Source organism: Nonlabens sp. Asnod3-A02 (assembly GCF_045063755.1).
Taxonomy (GTDB): Bacteria; Bacteroidota; Bacteroidia; order Flavobacteriales; family Flavobacteriaceae; genus Nonlabens; species Nonlabens xylanidelens.
Genome location: NZ_JBEFOC010000008.1, coordinates 709,164 through 728,422 on the forward strand (window position 1 = coordinate 709,164; position 19,259 = coordinate 728,422).

General features: G+C 35.1%; 23 protein-coding genes. 6 read left to right on the plus strand and 17 right to left on the minus strand.

Features of this window, described 5'->3' with window-relative positions:
• Window positions 1–103: 103 nt before the first annotated feature.
• The gene (gene rsmI / locus ACJJVN_RS13190; RefSeq protein WP_405378630.1) at window positions 104–772 is read left to right on the plus strand and encodes a 16S rRNA (cytidine(1402)-2'-O)-methyltransferase; all 669 of its coding nucleotides are present in this window, start codon (window positions 104–106) and stop codon (window positions 770–772) included.
• A 36-nt stretch (window positions 773–808) separates the two neighbouring features.
• Here rsmI and ACJJVN_RS13195 read toward each other — a convergent pair whose 3' ends face one another.
• From ACJJVN_RS13195 to ACJJVN_RS13240, 10 genes are all read right to left on the minus strand, one after another.
• On the minus strand, window positions 809–1,180 hold the full coding sequence (locus ACJJVN_RS13195) for a hypothetical protein (RefSeq protein WP_405378632.1): 372 nt from the start codon (window positions 1,178–1,180) through the stop codon (window positions 809–811).
• 247 nt (window positions 1,181–1,427) lie between these two features.
• On the minus strand, window positions 1,428–2,189 hold the full coding sequence (locus ACJJVN_RS13200) for an exodeoxyribonuclease III (RefSeq protein WP_405378634.1): 762 nt from the start codon (window positions 2,187–2,189) through the stop codon (window positions 1,428–1,430).
• Window positions 2,190–2,353: 164 nt separating this feature from the next.
• Window positions 2,354–3,436, minus strand: a complete 1,083-nt coding sequence (locus ACJJVN_RS13205; protein ID WP_405378636.1) for an isoaspartyl peptidase/L-asparaginase family protein — start codon at window positions 3,434–3,436, stop codon at window positions 2,354–2,356.
• Between the two features lie 11 nt (window positions 3,437–3,447).
• On the minus strand, window positions 3,448–3,846 hold the full coding sequence (gene arfB / locus ACJJVN_RS13210; protein ID WP_104514322.1) for an alternative ribosome rescue aminoacyl-tRNA hydrolase ArfB: 399 nt from the start codon (window positions 3,844–3,846) through the stop codon (window positions 3,448–3,450).
• Window positions 3,846–5,399, minus strand: coding sequence for a DUF4301 family protein (locus tag ACJJVN_RS13215; RefSeq protein ID WP_405378638.1), 1,554 nt, complete (start codon window positions 5,397–5,399; stop codon window positions 3,846–3,848). The genes arfB and ACJJVN_RS13215 overlap by 1 nt, the downstream gene beginning before the upstream one ends.
• Complete coding sequence (locus tag ACJJVN_RS13220; RefSeq protein WP_405378640.1) at window positions 5,399–5,956, minus strand: AAA family ATPase; 558 nt, start codon at window positions 5,954–5,956, stop codon at window positions 5,399–5,401. Before ACJJVN_RS13220 ends, ACJJVN_RS13215 begins: the two co-directional genes overlap by 1 nt.
• Window positions 5,917–6,546, minus strand: a complete 630-nt coding sequence (gene pnuC / locus ACJJVN_RS13225) for a nicotinamide riboside transporter PnuC (protein ID WP_405370022.1) — start codon at window positions 6,544–6,546, stop codon at window positions 5,917–5,919. The genes ACJJVN_RS13220 and pnuC overlap by 40 nt, the downstream gene beginning before the upstream one ends.
• A complete protein-coding gene (locus tag ACJJVN_RS13230; protein ID WP_405378642.1) occupies window positions 6,546–6,806 on the minus strand; it encodes a hypothetical protein in 261 nt (86 codons plus the stop codon). Before ACJJVN_RS13230 ends, pnuC begins: the two co-directional genes overlap by 1 nt.
• 26 nt (window positions 6,807–6,832) lie before the next feature.
• Window positions 6,833–7,564, minus strand: coding sequence for a geranylgeranylglyceryl/heptaprenylglyceryl phosphate synthase (locus tag ACJJVN_RS13235; protein WP_405378644.1), 732 nt, complete (start codon window positions 7,562–7,564; stop codon window positions 6,833–6,835).
• The gene (locus tag ACJJVN_RS13240) at window positions 7,557–8,192 is read right to left on the minus strand and encodes a 4'-phosphopantetheinyl transferase family protein (RefSeq protein ID WP_405378646.1); all 636 of its coding nucleotides are present in this window, start codon (window positions 8,190–8,192) and stop codon (window positions 7,557–7,559) included. The genes ACJJVN_RS13235 and ACJJVN_RS13240 overlap by 8 nt, the downstream gene beginning before the upstream one ends.
• 112 nt (window positions 8,193–8,304) lie before the next feature.
• On the opposite strand from ACJJVN_RS13240, the gene ahcY reads away from it, so the two are divergent.
• From ahcY to ACJJVN_RS13255, 3 genes are all read left to right on the plus strand, one after another.
• On the plus strand, window positions 8,305–9,621 hold the full coding sequence (ahcY, locus tag ACJJVN_RS13245; protein WP_104514329.1) for an adenosylhomocysteinase: 1,317 nt from the start codon (window positions 8,305–8,307) through the stop codon (window positions 9,619–9,621).
• Between the two features lie 119 nt (window positions 9,622–9,740).
• Window positions 9,741–9,959 carry a hypothetical protein gene (locus tag ACJJVN_RS13250; protein ID WP_104514330.1) on the plus strand — a complete coding sequence of 73 codons (219 nt, stop codon included), beginning with the start codon at window positions 9,741–9,743 and terminating at the stop codon, window positions 9,957–9,959.
• A gap of 141 nt (window positions 9,960–10,100) precedes the next feature.
• The gene (locus ACJJVN_RS13255) at window positions 10,101–10,457 is read left to right on the plus strand and encodes a hypothetical protein (RefSeq protein WP_405378648.1); all 357 of its coding nucleotides are present in this window, start codon (window positions 10,101–10,103) and stop codon (window positions 10,455–10,457) included.
• A gap of 295 nt (window positions 10,458–10,752) precedes the next feature.
• Here ACJJVN_RS13255 and rpmA read toward each other — a convergent pair whose 3' ends face one another.
• The 3 genes from rpmA to ACJJVN_RS13270 form a co-directional block, all read right to left on the minus strand.
• Window positions 10,753–11,016 carry a 50S ribosomal protein L27 gene (gene rpmA / locus ACJJVN_RS13260; protein WP_104514332.1) on the minus strand — a complete coding sequence of 88 codons (264 nt, stop codon included), beginning with the start codon at window positions 11,014–11,016 and terminating at the stop codon, window positions 10,753–10,755.
• Window positions 11,017–11,061: 45 nt separating this feature from the next.
• Complete coding sequence (rplU, locus tag ACJJVN_RS13265) at window positions 11,062–11,700, minus strand: 50S ribosomal protein L21 (protein ID WP_405378650.1); 639 nt, start codon at window positions 11,698–11,700, stop codon at window positions 11,062–11,064.
• 95 nt (window positions 11,701–11,795) lie between these two features.
• Window positions 11,796–12,266, minus strand: a complete 471-nt coding sequence (locus ACJJVN_RS13270; protein WP_405370018.1) for a hypothetical protein — start codon at window positions 12,264–12,266, stop codon at window positions 11,796–11,798.
• Window positions 12,267–12,439: 173 nt separating this feature from the next.
• On the opposite strand from ACJJVN_RS13270, the gene ACJJVN_RS13275 reads away from it, so the two are divergent.
• Both ACJJVN_RS13275 and ACJJVN_RS13280 read left to right on the plus strand, forming a co-directional pair.
• Entirely contained in the window at window positions 12,440–14,161 is a 1,722-nt protein-coding gene (locus ACJJVN_RS13275) for an insulinase family protein (RefSeq protein ID WP_104514334.1), read from the plus strand.
• Between the two features lie 8 nt (window positions 14,162–14,169).
• Window positions 14,170–16,236 carry a M16 family metallopeptidase gene (locus ACJJVN_RS13280; protein ID WP_405370017.1) on the plus strand — a complete coding sequence of 689 codons (2,067 nt, stop codon included), beginning with the start codon at window positions 14,170–14,172 and terminating at the stop codon, window positions 16,234–16,236.
• A gap of 149 nt (window positions 16,237–16,385) precedes the next feature.
• On the opposite strand, the gene ACJJVN_RS13285 is transcribed toward ACJJVN_RS13280, so the two are convergent.
• From ACJJVN_RS13285 to ACJJVN_RS13300, 4 genes are all read right to left on the minus strand, one after another.
• Window positions 16,386–16,901, minus strand: a complete 516-nt coding sequence (locus ACJJVN_RS13285) for a DinB family protein (protein WP_405378652.1) — start codon at window positions 16,899–16,901, stop codon at window positions 16,386–16,388.
• 50 nt (window positions 16,902–16,951) lie between these two features.
• Entirely contained in the window at window positions 16,952–17,761 is an 810-nt protein-coding gene (locus ACJJVN_RS13290; RefSeq protein ID WP_405378654.1) for an undecaprenyl-diphosphate phosphatase, read from the minus strand.
• Complete coding sequence (locus ACJJVN_RS13295; protein WP_405378656.1) at window positions 17,762–18,079, minus strand: DUF3098 domain-containing protein; 318 nt, start codon at window positions 18,077–18,079, stop codon at window positions 17,762–17,764.
• Between the two features lie 146 nt (window positions 18,080–18,225).
• The gene (locus ACJJVN_RS13300) at window positions 18,226–19,104 is read right to left on the minus strand and encodes an ABC transporter permease (protein WP_104514339.1); all 879 of its coding nucleotides are present in this window, start codon (window positions 19,102–19,104) and stop codon (window positions 18,226–18,228) included.
• Between the last annotated feature and the right edge of the window lie 155 nt (window positions 19,105–19,259).

Here is a 19,259-nt window from a genome sequence, read left to right on the forward strand (position 1 = left end):
TAGCCATCTCTATAAAAACATACTGTGTTATATAAAATGTTAGAGATTTAAAAGTCATTTCTTACATCTATACTTCTTTATCTTTGTAAAATAAATAAGACACATGAAACTTTACCTCGTTCCTACACCTATCGGTAATCTTAAAGACATGACCTATCGTGCGGTAGAAATATTAAAAGAGGTAGATATTATTCTTGCAGAAGACACTAGGACTAGTGGTAAATTATTACAGCATTATGGTATTGCTACTCAAATGCTATCTTACCACATGCATAATGAGCATAAAATAAGTGACACTATTGTAAAGAGAATACAGGCAGGTGAGACTATGGCTCTTATTACTGATGCTGGTTCTCCAGGGATAAGTGATCCAGGTTTTTTACTAACTCGCAAGCTTATTGAAAATGAGTTAGAAGTACAATCGTTACCTGGTGCAACGGCTTTTGTGCCGGCTCTTACAGTTTCTGGAATGCCATGTGATAAATTTATATTTGAAGGGTTTCTTCCTGTTAAAAAAGGACGCCAGAAACGACTGGAATTCTTAAAAGAAGAAACTAGAACCATAGTTTTTTATGAATCTCCCCACAAATTATTAAAAACTCTAGCCGATTTTAAATCGCACTACGGAGAAGAACGACAGGTTTCTGTATCTCGTGAGATAACAAAACTCTACGAAGAGCATTTTAGAGGTACGGTTACAGAAGCTATTGCCCATTTCGAACACAAAAAACCTAAGGGAGAATTTGTGGTGGTACTTGCAGGAAAGGCTTGAGTTTATCAGGTTATTATTAATAGTAATTTAATCTTGCTACCAAGCACGATTAAGCGTTCTGTTTAAGTTGATTGTTATACTTATCCTGTGTTTACCGACATTATGTAAGTTTTGATCATTTAAACTTATTCCATATCCATAGTTGAGATTTATTAAAGTGAAAAGACTCAATCCAATTTCTGGTAGTATTCTAAATTCAGAATTATCACCTTGAAAATAATTTACTGCACTCAGCCTAAAACTAAGAAGTTCTGGGGTATACTCGTAACCTATTTTGGGTGCAAAAGTATAATGCTTAGTACTTAAATTAGATTCAATACCGATTCTAAATCCGCTGTAATACATAATGGGTATTTTCCCGGGCACATTAACTACATTACCGTACAGTAAATTAGCTTCTACAAACATATTAGATTGTAGAATTATTCCAGGTGAGAAGACAAATCCTTTATTATCAGTAGGACGTTGAGGTTCTTGAGCTGTTACACTATAAGTAGTAAACGATAGAAATAAAATTAGAATAAAATGTCTGATACCTTTTTATTTGAATGGTTATCCCAGAAAATTTGGTAATGAACAGCTATTTGTAATATAGAAGCCTTTCCCAAATTTATCAGGGATCGGCTCGCCATATCTTATATTTATTTTTAAAACCTTAATCTATCTCCACCATTACAGGACAGTGATCACTATGTACGGCCTCGCTTAAAATTACAGCGCGTTTTACTCTGTCTTTTAAAGAGTTGTTTACCATGTGGTAGTCTAATCTCCATCCTTTATTTCTAGCACGAGAACCACCACGATAACTCCACCAGGAGTACTGGTCAGGCTCTTGATTAAACATTCTAAAAGTGTCTATAAAACCACTTTCTACAAAACGGTCCATCCACTCACGTTCTTCTGGTAAAAAACCAGATGTTTTCTTAAGTCCAACTGGATTATGAATATCTATAGCCTTATGGCAAATATTATAATCTCCACAAACTAATAAATTAGGACGCTCTTTTCTCAATTCCTTAGAATACTCTAGAAACTGCTCCATATATTCAAATTTAAAGCCCAGTCGTTCATCATTAGTACCGCTAGGTAAATACATAGACATTATGGATAGATCGCCAAAATCGGCTCTAATGTTTCTACCTTCAAAGTCCATAGTTTCTATACCAGTTCCATATTCTACATGGTCTGGTTTTATCTTAGAAATGATAGCCGTACCAGAATAGCCTTTCTTCTGTGCGCTATAGTAGTATTGGTACTCATATCCAGCTTCTTTAAAAGCCTCTGTATCTATCTGGTCTTCTTGAGCTTTTATTTCTTGTAAACAAAGCACATCAGGATTTGCCGCTGTTAACCATTTGATGAATTCTTTCTTCATCGCTGCTCTGATACCGTTTACGTTATAGGATATTATTTTCATTTTTGTTTCTTTTCTATGATTGTATTCACCAATGGCAGACTGAAGTCTGCCGCTAGGAATTTAATTTGTCGCCTCGCGGCGTTCTTGTTATTTAGCGGAATTAATTCCTCTTTTTCTTGTGAGTTTATTTCAGAATTTTCACAAACTCACAAACTCACAGCGCATTACTGTTTATACATCCCAACGGTAAGTTTCCCATCATCATCCATCATTGCGCGATACATTCCCGCGGTATTAAACTCCATGGAAATGTTTCCTAAATGATCCAAAGCTACAATACCACCAGTACCACCTAGATCAACTAATTTTTCTTGGATTACTTCTTCTGTAGCCTCTTCTAGTGTACGGTCACCGTATTCCATTAATGCGCTTATGTCATAAGCTACTTGTGCTCTAATAAAAAACTCGCCATGTCCAGTACTTGATACACCACAAGTTTTATTGTTAGCATAGGTACCACTTCCTATAATAGGAGAATCACCTATACGACCATATTTTTTATTGGTCATACCGCCAGTGCTGGTTCCTGCTGCTATATTTCCGTTTTTATCGAGAGCAACACAGCCTACAGTACCATATTTAGAATCCTTTATAAAAGGATCTTCGATTTCTAATCGTGCAACTGTTTTCTCATCTTTAGCTTTTTCTCTTTCTAAGACGCGCTGTAAAGATTTGAAACGACGCTCTGTGTAGAAATATTTATTATCTACTATTTCAATGTTTTTGTCATCAAGGGATGTTGCAAAAGAGTCTGCGCCAGCTCCACTTAATAATACATGTTCAGAATCTGTCATCACTTTTCTGGCTAGTGAGATAGGGTTTTTTACAGTAGTTACACCAGCAATTGCTCCAGCATTGAGTGTTGTGCCGTCCATAAAACTAGCATCCAGAGAATTGATGCCGTCATGCGTAAAAACAGCTCCTTTACCAGAGTTAAATAAAGGTGAGTCTTCCATTATTCTAATACTTGCTTCTACAGCATCCATGGCACTACCGCCATTTGCAAGAATTTCATGACCAGCTTTTATGGATTCTGTTAATTTCTCATTGTATTGCGCTTCTAGTTCTGGAGTCATGTTCTCCTTTTTTATTGTACCTGCGCCACCATGAATGACTATAGCAAATTCATTTGTTATTTCTTCTACTTCTAAAATGTTAGAATCTATAGGAGTTGTTGTGCTGTCATTAGTTTTTTGATTACAAGAAATCAATAAAACTGACATGAGCATGTATAGCAAGTTCTTCATAGTAATAGGGTTTAATATCTATAATTGCGATCTTTCTTTTTGTCGCTATGTTTCTTCTTATCATTAAGACGTTTTCGTTTAACAGACTTAGGTACAGTCCTTTTTCTACGTACTTTAATGATTACACTAGCTTTGGAAAGTATGGCTAGTAATTTTTTAAAAACCAGTTCTTTATTTTTGGCCTGACTTCTAGATTCTTGACAATTGACTTGTAAAACGCCATCGCTAGTAAGTTGTTTAAATAGCGCTGTTTTAATCCTTTCGTGTTCCGCTTTCGCGAAAGCGAGACTATTTAAAACATCAAAATACAATTGAACCTTTGTGGCCACCTTATTTACATTTTGTCCACCGGGACCACTGCTGGCAACTGCTTTATATTGCACTTCTTTATGTAGTTGTTCTATATTCATTAATCTAGCTGGTGTGCAGATTTTAATAAGTCGTTAACTGTTTTCACAGGGTTAAAAGTAATAAGAGGTACTTCTACAAAAATGGTGTTCCAGTATGCCATGCCGCCATTCCATAATCCTGGTAATTCTTGTGCTTTTATACACATTCCTTTGCGAGATTTATGAGTTATGAAACCAGTTTCTTCATCACAAAAATCCATGAGATTAAATTTGTTTCCTTTGTAATCACGTACACTACATATAAGGTCTACCGGATTAAAGTGGGTAGCTTTTACGGCAATCGCTTGCTGACTTTTATTTTTAGGATCTATTTGCGCGCTTTCTATAATTTGAAGAGAGAGTTCTCCTTTTTGATTGTGAATCCAGAAAGGGCCACCGCCAGGTTCTCCTTCATTTTTAACCATACCACAAACTCTCAACGGGCGGTTAAGTTTTTCATATAAATACTCTAATTGGTACTCATAAGCATATTTCTTATAATCTGTCGGTAGTACATTGTCGAGCTGTTGGGTGATAAAACCTTCTATTTCTAGTTTTAATTCATCACTTACTTCCTTGCTATCTATAGTTTTAAGGTAGTCATATGTTTTATTCCTAATTTGTATTAAATAACCGGCAAGAAATTTTTTGTATTCACTAACCTGCTTTTCATAAGCTGACGTAGTTACATTATCAATGTTCTTGATGAAAATCAAATCGGCGTCTAACTGATCTAGATTTTCTAGCAATGCTCCATGTCCAGCAGGACGGAAAAAAAGGCATCCGTTTTCTAGAACAATAGCTTCATTATTATCATCTACAGCAACAGTGTCTGTGCTAGCAGATTGATGTGAAAAACTGATCTCAAATCTAGTGTTTGTTTTTACTTCTACTATTTTTTGAATGCGATCAAATTCTTCTTTAAAGTGATTTTTAAAAGCTGGTGCTATGGTAAAATGAAGTCTGGCTAGCTGATTACTACTAGCATATATAGAAGCTTCAAATAAATGCTCTTCAAAGGCTGTCGCTGTGTGGCCTTTATATTTATGAAATGGAACTAAGCCTTTGGGCATTGAGCCATAGTTAGAACCGTTTTCAGAAAGCATTTCTTCTATGAATAGAACCTTTTTAGATTGTACTGGTTTTGCAGCCCAATCTGTATGTTTCCTTTTTAAAGATTTTATAATCTTTTTATAGAAAGGGAATTTTTCCATTCCTATAAAGAAAGTGAATAATTCTGGTGCTTTATTAAGGTTGATGTAACTATTTATAGAGTCTTCTTGTGGGTCAAACCCATTTAAAAATTCATGTAAAAATTTAAACATGCGTGTGGCAGCGCCACTTGCAGGGACAAATTTTATAACATCTAGATGTGATACTTGTTCTTCATAAAATTTAATCAACTCTATTTTATTAAGTTGTTTTAAAGAAATAATACCATCGTTTATTAAAGCAGGTCTATCTAACCTGACTATGGGGAATCCTTTTTTAAATCTATCTAACTGTTTATATAGTACTTCTTCAGAAATACCTTTTTCAATGAGTTGCTCTTTATGTTGGTCAGTTAACTTCATTAATTTGTAATGTTTTCAATGGCGGCTAGAGCATTTTTAAATCTATCTTCTCCAATGCCAGATATGATTACGTATTTTTTATCAAAATCTTGCAATCCTTGTTCAAAACGTTGAAACATTCCCTTGCGATCTTCTGGTTTATCTCTTAAATCGTCTGCGACCCATGGAATGTCAACATCTAGCAGTAAATATAAGTCATATTCGCTTTTACTTACAGCTGTTTTAAGCTCTTCTGGTGCTTTGTCAAAATATGCTATGGAATATACGTAGGTTTCTAAGGCGTCTGTATCGCAAATTAGATAATCAGTAGCTTTTTGAGCGGCTTCATTTTCAGTAATGCGTTGTCCTATTGTGATAGGTATTAAATCTTCATAAGTGCAAATTTTACCTGTTCGATCAAATTTTTCTTGGAGATATTCTCTGGCATACTCGTCTACTTTTACTGTTTTAAAATGATCGGTAAGTTGACGTGTGAGCGTGCTTTTACCAGTGCTTTCAGGTCCGTAAAGAACTATTTTTAAACCTTCGAAGGCTTTTTGTTGAGGTATTTTTTCCATTCTTGATAGCCGAAGATGGCAATAATAAAGAGAAATATATAAAGAAATGCGCTGAAACTATAGCCTTTGTAAAAATAGAGCGGTATAGATATAAGATTACCTAAAGCGAGAATGAGCCAGTGCTCAAGTTTGCGTCTAGCCATGAGCCACATTCCTGCAAAGAATATTCCGGTGGTGATCATATCTACATAAGAAACCCAATTTTCTAATCTATCGGTGATATAATAGAGTAAATAGATGGCTAGTCCTGTGCTTAGGGATATGACCATCGCTGTAACCCATTCTAGTGTGGCAGTTTTTGATATGGATACTTCCCTCTTGTTTTTATTACCGTTTAACCAGAAATACCAACCATAGACACTCATGATAAAATAATAACCGTTGATCACCATGTCGCCAAGTAGATTCCATTGAAATAATAAGTAGACGAAAATTAGCGTACTAATTATTCCAAAAGGAAACACTAGAACACTGTTCTTAAATGAATAATAAACACTGATTAGACTAATGACGAGAGCAGCTATTTCTAAAACAATATGCGATGTACTATAGTCTCTATACTGCCCAAAAATAAATTCTAAAACCTCCATTAAAAGAAAGGCTCATAATCATGACGGTCTGTTTTAACCACTTTCATGTAAAAGAGAACAGCTTTAGTCTCTTCCATACTTTTTGCCATTTCCTTAGTTAAGAAATTCATCATAGGAGTAAAATCTCCATAAATTTGTGTAGCTAATGGGTTTTCTAAGACCTCAAATTCAGAATCACGCAGCGTTTTTATGAATTTGATGATGTGTTGCTCATAATCATCTTGTAATGGCGACATAGTAAGTTCAATAGATGCTTTCATTTTTTTTTGGTTTCGGTGTTACAAAGCTAGCCATTCCATTTGATATTCTCTTCAATTGCTGTTCCTACTACTACCATTTGTGCGCCTGCATCATAAACGGATCGTATATCTTGAATAGTTCGCAAGCCGCCGCCTACTATTAATGGAATATGAAGTTGTTGTGTTACTTCACGCACTATGTCTGTAGAAACCGATTTTAGAGCGCCGCTACCAGCTTCTAAATAAACTAATTTATTTCCCATAAGTTGTGCAGCATATGCATGATTCACAATAGAATCCATATCGTGCTGTGGTAATGGCAGGGTTTGCGAGATGCGTTGCACGGCTGTCTCTTTGCCGCCATTTATAAGTAAATATCCAGTAGGAACAACTTCTAGATTTGATTTCTTTAATTTATTTGCAGCATGGACTTGTTGTTCTATTAAAAAATCAGAGTTGCGTCCTGAAACTAGATTTAAAAATAGCAATGCATCCGCATTTTCAGATAGTTGATGGTGAGATCCCGGAAAGATAACGATCGGTATATTGCTATTTTCTTTTAATTTGTTAACCCATTTGTCAAAATTTACGTTCTCCATCGTGCTGCCACCTACAAAAAAATAAAATTGATCTATTTGTAGTTTTTCTTTAAGGTTGTGGATGGTTATGGAAACCGCTTTCGCGAAAGCGTGAATCGCATCCATCTCCATTTTTTCTGGATCTATAAGAATGGATAAGCAGCGATTTGCTTGCTCAATTGTTTTGAGAATATCAAGCATTGCGAGATGGAATTACATAAACTAGCATGAAATTCTCGATTTCTTGAAAATAAACATCAAACTTTAAATTATCATTTTCATAAATAATACGAGAGATAGTTAAATCGCTACGCATTGTAAAAGGTTCTACTAAACAATGGGCTTTAAAGCCCAAACCTTTTTTACCGTAAAGTTTATACATGGATTCTTTTGCGCCCCAGACTACAGTAAGTTCTTTTATGGAATTATCGATAGAAGATATGAAATCTTGTTCGTAGCCTATAAACTTAGGAGCGATACGTTTTATTTTATCACGTTGCTTTTCTATATCTATACCTATGGGTACATCACTTATGATAATAGCAGTAAATTCATAACTATGTGTTATAGAAATATGCTTGCCATCTTCTAGATGGGGTTTACCGTTATCTGTGTAAAATAGTTGTAAATCACTATATCCAGCTATTTTAAGTAAATGTCTTATACTTAAGAAACCTTTTCTATGCAGGTCTGAACTCATGGTGAATAACCTATTCTTAGAGTTTTCTGACAGTTCTATGTCAGTTCTTAGAAAGGCTTCAGTCTCAGTGATTTTCCAGATAAAAACCTCTGTATTCTCACGGTTGTTAAGGGAATGAAAAAGTGGCATAAAAACCGGTTGATTTTTTGTAAGTTTGCAGCCGCAATTTAATAAATAAAAAATGCTTTTAATTTGTTGATTTTGAATAGAATCAACGACTTATATATTAAAATAAAATTCTATGAGCAATAAAACAGTTCCTTACGTACCTAATAAAGTAAAAGACATGTCTCTTGCAGAGTATGGACGTTTAGAAATTCAACTTGCCGAGGCAGAGATGCCTGGTTTAATGTCATTGAGAGAAGAATACAAAGATGAGCAGCCACTTAAAGGCGCTCGTATAGCAGGATGTCTTCACATGACTATTCAAACTGCAGTTCTTATTGAGACTCTTGTCGCTTTAGGAGCAGATGTTACTTGGTCTTCTTGTAATATATTTTCTACACAAGATCATGCCGCTGCTGCTATCGCTGCTGCTGGTATCCCTGTTTATGCTTGGAAAGGTATGAATGAAGAAGAATTTAACTGGTGTATCGAGCAAACTCTTTTCTTTGGAGAAGATCGCAAGCCGTTAAATATGATTCTTGATGATGGTGGTGATTTAACTAACATGGTTTTTGATGAATATCCAGAACTAGCTGCTGGTATCAATGGTTTATCTGAAGAGACTACAACTGGTGTTCACAGATTATACGAGCGTATGAAGAATGGTACTCTAGTAATGCCAGCCATTAACGTTAATGATTCTGTTACTAAATCTAAGTTTGATAATAAATACGGTTGTCGTGAGAGTGCTGTAGATGCTGTACGTCGTGCAACAGATACTATGCTTGCTGGTAAGCGTGTGGTAGTTTGTGGATATGGTGATGTAGGTAAAGGTAGTGCTGCTTCTTTTAAAGGTGCTGGTTCTATCGTTACGGTTACTGAAATAGATCCTATTTGTGCATTACAAGCAGTTATGGATGGTTTTGAAGTTAAGAAACTTGAGAACGTGGTAGGTAATGCAGACATCGTTATTACTACCACTGGTAATAAGGATATTATACGCGGTGAGCACTTTGAGGCTATGCGCGATAAGGTTATTGTTTGTAACATCGGACATTTTGACAATGAGATAGATGTGGCTTACTTAAATACTAATCATGGTGACTCTAAAGTAGAAATTAAGCCACAAGTAGATAAGTATACTATTAACGGTAAAGACATCATACTTCTTGCTGAAGGCCGTCTTGTGAACTTAGGTTGTGCGACTGGTCACCCAAGTTTTGTAATGAGTAACTCATTTACTAATCAGACTCTTGCGCAAATTGAACTTTGGAATAATAGAGATGCTTATGAAAATGAAGTATACATGTTACCTAAGCATCTTGATGAAAAAGTAGCTGCGCTTCACTTAGAGAGAATGGGAGCAGAGCTTACTGAATTGAAAGAAGATCAAGCAGAATATATAGGCGTAAAAGTTGAAGGTCCTTTCAAGCCAGAATATTATAGATATTAAGAATTCTTAAATATTCTAGCCATTTGTTAGGAAATTCAAATAAATTGACTAACTTTTGGCATCGTAATTGCTTTTAAATAGTTACGCTTTCGCGAAAGCGAGATAAAATTAAAGAAGAAATGGATATAATAAAAGACGCAAATGAATGGCTAGGAGCATCGATGAGTAATATGTCGACTAGTGATAGAGTACATTCATCAAGAAAAGCAAAAGAGCTTATTCTAGGCCTTAATGAGATTTACAAGGAAACGAAAGATGTAGAGATAATGGATCTTATGAAATTGCTTACTGCAAAAAAACAAAAGATCGAAAAACGTCTTAAAGGAATTAGAGTATAATTCTCTATAAAAGTTAATAGGAATCCCGATAAAATGTACATGACATTTTATCGGGATTTTTTTTATCTTTTAAGTATCGCTCTTTGTTTCTTTCTAGAATAAAGAAACTTTATATTCGTTATTCCTAATGAACCCTTTATTATGAAGCAGTTTTTTATAGTTTTATTGATCGCATTGTGTATGACATCATGTAGTACAGATTTTCCTAAAAAAGAAGTGAAAACCACTCACCTTAGTGGTTTTATAATGGGTGGAAATGCAGCTGGTGTTTATGGTAAGGCAGGTCTTAAAATTACTGGTGATTCTATTAAAATGAATGACTGGCCTATTTCTAGACTAGTAACAAGTCTCAATACTCTTAGAGATACCTCTATAGTTGATCAGACAGGTTTTACTGATGTTTATAGTATTCAAATAGCAAATATAGGTGAGTTGGAAGAAGGTGCTTTTTGCGACTCTCTTATAGTAGAATTGGGTAGAGCTGGGCTTGCCAGGTAATTTGTCTTTAAATACGTTATCTATTGCTTTATACTGCTCTTAATTTGGTTGATATATATGTTCCTATAGTAATGCTACTTTAGAAATAATAGTTGCTCAGGTAGTTAGTTTTGATGTTATTTATGTCACGATGGCATTATAATTATTCTGTTTATTTTATGGATATGCGCTTCTATTTTACTGAATTAGTGTAAAGTGGTCATGTGTTAGAATTCTAGTTATAGTCTATAAAACATAAAAAATCCCAAACCGAATAAATCGATTTGGGATTTTGTCTTTTAAAAAGAACTCGTTCTTAAGCCTCAGCTACAGGAACGATAGATACGTAAGATCTATTGTTTCTTTTCTTAGTAAACTTCACTAGTCCGTCTACTCTTGCATGTAATGTAAAGTCCTTACCAGCATATACGTTTTCACCTGGGTGGTGTTCCATACCGCGCTGACGGATTAGGATGTTACCAGCGATTGCTGCTTGACCTCCGTAAATCTTAACGCCTAGACGTTTTGAGTGAGATTCCCTTCCGTTTTTCGAACTACCTACTCCTTTTTTATGAGCCATGATAATTTATTTTATGATCTGTATAAAATTCAGATACGGTTAAACTTATTTTTCTACTCCACCGTCTAGACGGTCTTGTAATTCTTGTAATTCATCCCATTTACCGTCCACTGCAAGCTGAGCTTGTTGTGGCCATGTAGTTGGTACGTGATTACCTCTTACGCCAGCAATGATTTCAGAAATGTTTGCTGGATCTGCTTTAGCAAGATCTGCAAATGTTGCGATACCAGCTTCTACTAGAGTAGATGCTATTTTAGGACCGATACCTTCAATTTTCTTAAGGTCATCTGCTTTACCAGCAGATTTCTTAGCTGGAGCTTTTTCTGCTTTTGCAGGTGCTGTAGCTTTCTTAGATTCAGACTTCTTTCCACCAGATGCAGAAATACTTGAAATTTGAATTTGAGTTAGGTACTGACGGTGTCCGTTTTTCTTACGGTATCCTTTTCTACGTTTTTTCTTAAAAACGATTACTTTGTCACCTTTAAGGTGTCCCAGAACTTTTGCTTCTGCAAATGCTCCTTCTACAGCTGGGGCGCCGAGTGTGATGTTGTCACCATTACCTAAAAGAAGAACTTTGTCAATGTTAATTGACGCACCTTCATCTTCTTGTAAACGATGTACAAACAACTTTTGATCTTTCTCGATCTTGAATTGCTGCCCTGCTATCTCTACGATTGCGTACATAATTGTTGCTTATTATTATTAATTTCGGGCTGCAAATATAGTTCTATTAGCTTAGATACCAAAGTTATCAACAGATTATACAATTTTTTTCTATCTTATTGATTTAATGGCTTTTGCTTTTCTCTAATATCCCTGGTATTCCATGATTTTTTATATAATGGTAAAATAACTAAAGGCAGCACTATTGAGGTGGCTAGACCAGATAAGAAGATAAATAATAATAAGGCAGCTTCTATACCTTCTCCTGCTATCGCAACTTGTTCTTTTAATTCTAAGCATAGCTCTGGATGTATTTCAAATAAATATATCGCCATAAAAATGGTATATAATATGGTAGCAATAAAACCTGCTTTGATACCAGCTACAAAACCATCCATATACTTAAACTTATTTGCATTCTTGTAGACATCTTTAATAACAAAGTAAATACCAGCACCTACTATTATAGCATTGAAAAAACTAAGATAGCTTTGTCCTGCATATCCTATAATGTCGATCAGTATAAAATAAATGATTAAAGCCGAAGCCATGAAGAGTGCGTACTTTATAGTATGTGTTGTTTTCATAATAATTGGTTTACTTCTAAAGTTCGTACATAGCTGTCTATTTATCAGGTATTTTGATTTTACTTTAACTCAATTATTGTAAAAAGCTTTTATTTTTGGGAAGTCTTTAATTTTTATGTAACATTTTATATAGATAAGACACTAACCACAATAAGAAACATAAAAACTATCAAATGAAAAAAATTGTTTTAAGTCTTGCGGTTGCTTTTGCAACAGCTACTGGTTTTGCTCAAGAGGTACAGTATACCGAGTATGACCTTGATAATGGGCTTCACGTTATTTTACATCAAGAAAACGGCGCGCCAGTTGTAACTACAGGTGTTATGTATCAAGTAGGTGCAAAAGATGAAGAGCCTGGACGAACTGGATTTGCTCACTTTTTTGAACACTTGCTTTTTGAAGGTACAGAAAATATAGAGAGAGGTAAATGGTTTGATATTGTTTCTGCAAACGGTGGTAGCAATAATGCAAACACTACCCAAGACCGTACTTATTATTATGAAACCTTTCCTTCTAATAATCTAGAAATGGGTTTATGGATGGAAAGTGAGCGTATGCTACATCCTAAAATCGAACAAATAGGAGTGGATACTCAAAACGAAGTTGTAAAAGAAGAAAAGCGTCAGCGTATCGATAATGCACCTTATGGAGCTATTATCTATAGAACTGGTATTGATAAACATTTGTTTAAATCTCACCCATATGGCCAGAGTGTTATTGGATCTATGGAAGATTTAAATGCTGCAAAGCTTTCTGAATTCCAAGATTTTAATGACAAATATTATAATCCTAATAATGCAGTGCTTGTTGTAGCTGGAGATATCGATATCAATGCTACTAAGAAGATGATCAAAGATTATTTTGGTCCTATCGAGAACAAGGCACCTAGAAATGTACGTAAGTCTATTGTTGAACAACCTATTACTTCAACACGTTTTGCTACAGAGTATGATGCTAATATCCAGATTCCAGTTAAGATATTTTCTTACATCACTCCTAAATCTACAGATCGTGATGCTTATGTAATCGACTACATCTCTGCAGTACTTACAGGTGGTGCTAGTTCTAGAATGCAAAAAAGAATGGTAGATGAGGAGCAAATAGCTCTTCAGGTACTAGCTTTCGGACAGTCTAATCAAGATTATGGAACTTATACAATGGGTGCTCTTGCAAAAGGGGATATTGAGTTAAGTAAGTTAGCTGAGGTTATGGATGAAGAAATTGTAAAACTTCAAACAGAATTAATCTCAGAAAGAGAGTATCAAAAACTACAAAATCAATTTGAAGCTCAATATGTAAGCTCAAATTCTCGTGTAGAAGGTATAGCAGCATCATTAGCTCGTTATAATATGTTAATGGGTGATACAAGTTTAATTAATCAAGAGTTAGACGTTTATAGAGGTATCACTCGTGAAGATATTAAGCGTGTTGCAAATCAATACTTAATGCCTAATCAAAGATTAGAATTAGATTACCTAGCAGGAACTGCTCCTACAGAAGAGGAGATGAAAGATGCCATGGACGATGTTAAAGTGGTAGATAATAAATTACAAATCAATAAGATTTACTTTGATAACGATAAGGCGGTAATTACAGCTAGTGCTAGTAAAGAATTAGATCGCATTGTTAACATGATGAATAAGAATGCATCAATGGAGATTCTTGCAGAAACGTACACAGATACCAAAGGAAGTGATGCTTACAATAAAACTCTTTCTCAAAAACGTGCAGATGCTGTAAGAAGTTATATGCTTGCAAAAGGTATTGCTGCTAACAGAATTAAAGCTGTAGGTCGTGGAGAAGAGAATCCTATTGTAGATTGTGAAAGCAAAAACTGTTCTGATGAAGAGTTAGAACAATCTAGAAGAACTGAATTTACCATTACAAAAAAATAATTACCACAATGAAAAAGCAACTTATATTTTTAATGGTACTATTCCTTACAGGAGCTACTGCCATTGCACAAATAGATAGATCACAAATGCCTACTTCTGGACCTACTCCAGAAATTAACTTAGGTAAACCTTACACATTTGAATTAAAGAACGGACTTCAAGTTCTTGTGGTGTCAGATAAAAAACTGCCTACTCTTAACATGAGTCTTGACCTTAATAACCCGCCTGTTTTTGAAGGTGATAAAGCTGGAGTACAGTCTTTAACTGGTGCTTTAATAGGTAAAGGTTCTACAGAGACTTCTAAGGAAGAGTTTAATGAAAAGGTAGATTATCTAGGAGCAAATATCTTTGTAGGAGTTAACGGTGGTTTTGCTGGTGGTCTTTCTAAGTACAAAGAAGAAATTTTTCAACTTTTTACTGAAGCAGCTTTTAAGCCTAACTTCACTCAAAAAGAATTAGACTTTGAAAAGTCTCAAGCTATTGAAGGATTAAAATCTGGAGAGAACAGTGCTGCTGCCATTGCTGGTAAAGTACGTAGTGCTTTAGTATATGGTAAAAATCACCCAGCTGGTGAGTTCTCTACAGAAGAGACTATCAACTCTGTAACTCTAGAAGACGTTAACGCGTTTTATACAAATTACTTTAAGCCGTCAAATGGGTATTTAATCATCACTGGTGATATCGAGAAAAAAGAAGCTAAGAAGTTAGTAAAGAAATACTTTGGTAAATGGGATAAGGGAATGGCACCTAAACCAGTTCTTCCAGAGCTAGCTGATGTTGAGGAAACCCAAATCAACTTAATTGATGTGCCTAACGCAGTTCAAACAGAACTTGCTGTTATGAGTCTTTCTGAATTAAAAATGAGCGATCCAGATTATTATGCTGTTCTTGTAGCAAACTATGTATTTGGTGGTTCTTTCGGTTCTTACCTTAATATGAACTTGCGTGAGGCAAATGGTTATACATACGGTGCACGTTCTAATATAGGTACAGGTAGAAACTATAAAGGAACTTTTAGTGCAACTGCAAAGGTGCGTAATGAAGTTACTGATAGCGCTCTAGTAGAGACTTTTAAAGAATTGAACAGAATTAGAGATGAGTATGTAGAAGATGAAATGCTTTCTACTGCAAAGGCAAAGTTCTTAGGTAGCTTTATCATGCAGTCAGAAGATAAGTCGGTAGTAGCGAGTCGTTCTATTAATATCGAGAAGAATGATCTTGATAAAGATTTTTACAAAAACTTTATTTCTAACATAAATAAAGTGACTAAAGAAGATGTGAAACGTGTTGCAAACAAGTACCTGAGCCCAGATAACTTACGTATCGTATTAGTAGGTAAGGCTGCAGATATTCTTGAGCCTCTTGAAAAAATGAAATTAAATGGTAAAACAGTACCGGTTAAATTTTATGACAAAGATGCAAACGAGACAGAGCGTCCTTCTACTATAGAGATTCCTGCAGGTCTAACTGCTCAAACAGTTATGGATAACTACATCAACGCAATAGGTGGTAAAGATGCTGTGTCAGCTCTTAAATCTACTTCTTATTTTGCTGTTTACACAGCACCTATGGGTGAGTTGATTCTAGACGTAAAACGTGCAAAAGGTAATAAGTGGAACCAGACTATTAAAATGGGTGGTAATACTTTGGCAAAACAAACGGTTATGAATGGTAAAGCAAATGTAAGCGGTATGGGCGGCAGCCAAGAGTTAACTGGTGAAGATGCTACCATAGCGATGGAAGAAGCTATGTTTTTCCCAGAATTATATATGGCTGACAAAGCAACTCTTGCAGGTGCAGAAATGATGGGTGATAAGCAAGTTTACGTCATCAAATGGTCAGATGATAAGAAGACTTTTTATGATGTAAACACAGGTCTATTAGTTGGTCAGGAATCTCCTACAAAAACACCTCAAGGTGAGAAAGTGAGTGCTCTTATTCAGTTCAGCGATTATAAGGCAACTGGTGGAGTTCAGTTTCCTATGACTATTACTCAGCAATTAATGGGTAGAGATCTTGGTTTCAAAGTTCAGAAAGTACAAGTAAATACAGTTACTGACGCAGACTTTCAATAGACTAGAAATATTGATGTTGTTCCCGCTTTTGCGAAAGCGGAATTAAAATAAACTAAAATGTACCAAAAACGGCTTCTAGAAATAGAAGCCGTTTTTTGTATTTCAATGCTTTTCCAGCCTCTGAGGTTTAAAGCCCAAGAAATAATCCCTTACCAGCCACTAAATTTAGGTGGTGTAATTCCTTTTAGGTTAAGATAAACAAGCAATTGACCTCGATGGTGCGTTACATGATCTTGCAGTAAGTTCATGATTTGTAGTTTAGATTTAGGGCCAGCAAAGAAGTCTACAATGTCTTTTAAATCCTTTTCTGGAGTTGCTTCTATAGTTTTGTATACTTCATCAAAACTCGATTGTAATAATTCTATAGTATCCTTTTTATTAAAAGTGAAATAATCTACTTTTTCTTTATCGCCTTCATTTTTCACAAAGTAAGAAGTGTTCAACCAGTTCATGTTTCCTTGCATATGAAGTAATTGTTCTTTAAAAGATTTTTGTCTTTCGGTAGGTTTATAATCATAAAACTCTTCTGGCATCGCCTCGGCAACAGCGATAAGGTAATCGCGTGAGTTATTCCATTTTTCTAAAAAAGCGCCTTTAACGGTTGTTTGTTGTGCCATGCTAGCAGTACTTGTAAATAATATGAGAGCTATAATTAACTTTTGCATTTCTAATTTTTAGTATGCTAAAAGTAATTATTTATTCTGAGCTAGATTATTTATGAATTAACTACACCAGCGATAATAGCTATTATACCTACCGCAAAGCAGTAGTAAGAGAAGTAATAAAGTTTTGCTTTACGTACTAAGGATATCATCCAGGTACAAGCTAGTAACCCTACTATAAACGCTGCAAAAAAGCCAACAATTAAAGGAGTTGTAGATACATTTTCTATAATAGTGTCACCTTTTACTACATCTAATAAATCCTTTGCGATTTTTCCAAAAATTAATGGAACAACCATTAAGAATGAAAATCGAGCGGCTTTTGCTCTATCATTACCTAGTAATACTGATGTAGAAATGGTTGCGCCACTTCTAGAGATACCTGGCAACATAGCTATGGCTTGTGATGCTCCTATAATTAAGGCATCTTTCCAGCTGACACCTTTCTCTGTTTTTTTTGCGCGACCAGCTAGAAATAACAGTAAACCAGTTATAATTAACATGAAGCCTACAAGTATAATTCTACCTTCAAAGAGTTCTTCTAGTTGTTTCTCAAATAATAAACCTACTATAACGGCAGGTATCATAGAAAGAACAATTTTAGAAGCAAATTGAGTCTCTTCATTCCACTTAAAAGCAAAAATACCTTTAAGTAATTCTATAATATCTTTTCTAAAAACGATAATGGTACTTAGCGCTGTGGCAAAATGTACTACCACTGTAAAGAGTAAATTCTCCTCTTTGTTTGCTATATCGGTTCCTAAAACGGCTTTCCCTAATTCTATGTGTCCACTAGAAGAAACAGGTAAAAACTCGGTAAGCCCTTGAATAACTCCTAAAACAAATGCGTCTATAGTCTCCATTTACTTTTTATCTGGATTTAAAAGAATAGCATACATCTCGATCCCAAAACCTGCAAGAACCATCATAGGTGCAAGTCTAATGCGTCTCCATGAGAAAATATCTTCATTAAAAACAGCAGGGTCTTCACTACCACCACCGGCCATAAGAGCAAATCCAGCAGCAATAACTACGAGTCCTATAACCATCCATAGATAGTTTTTCTTTTTGAAAACAAATTCAAAATTAGGCTTGATATTCTCTTCTACTTCGACAGCCTCTTGTCTATCAAGAGGTTTAGAAGCTTTATGGTGAGATTCTTTAATGATTCCTTTTTTCATTTTTATAATATTGCCATTCCGCATCAATCGCAGAATCTGTTTATATTTTCTCAGTTTTCATTCCCCAATCCTAAAGGTTGAGAAGACTTTACTTTAATCTCTCCTTATAGAAACCTGCCCTTTAATGCTAGGGAAAGGTTTCTTACCTAGTAATACAACTGATCTGTTTTTAAATTTAAATAACGAGTTGTTGCAAAAAATGTACTGATCAAACTTATTAATATTCCGAAAACTAAGACACCAACAAATAGAATAGTCAGCATTTCATAATTTTCAAGTATTTCTAATTCTGGCACAAAACCGTCTGCATAATAAACTACTACGGCTAGTAATCCTAGAGCTAGTATGGCAGCGATTAATCCTAGTTTTATGCTAGTCATGATAAATGGTCTGCGTATAAACCCTTTGGTAGCGCCTACCATTTGCATAGTTTTTATCGTAAAACGTTTGGCATAAACGCTTAGTCTTATAGAACTGTTGATTAATAAAAATGCGATTAAAACAAAAATTCCAGACACGATAAGCATCCAGAAAGAGATGCGCTTTACATTTTTGTTAAGTAAAGAAACCAGTGGTTTATCATAGCTTACTTCTTGCACGTATTCTTTTGCAGCAAGATCATCTGCGATTTGTTGTATCTCGGTTGCGGTAACAAAATTTGCATTGAGTCGCACATCTATAGAGTTAGGGATAGGGTTAAATCCATCTAATTTTGCAATAAAATCTTCTCCTAGATCTTCTTTGGTACGTTGCGCACCTTCTTCACTACTCACAAAAACAGCATTCTTTGTATAGTCTGCCATTTGTAGTGTTTTTTCTAGTTGTCGCATGTCCACATCCTTTGCGGTGTCCTTAAAATAGATAGACATAGGCACCTGCTCACGGAAATAATCGGCTAGTTTCTGGCTGTTAAGCAAGAAAAAACCTTGTAAACCTAGCATGAATAAAACCAGAAACAAGCTGATTACCACCCAAAAATAGGAGCTGAATAAACGACGTTTCTGATAACTGGACTGTGATGACATAAATTTTACAACGACTAGAATTGATTTACAAAAATAACAAAGTAACACACCTAGAACGATTTCCAGATAGTTATTTTATCTCACAAACGGTATAACTTGTTTTTTAGTCTTTAATTATTGACAAAATGGGATGGATATGATGTTCAATAACCATT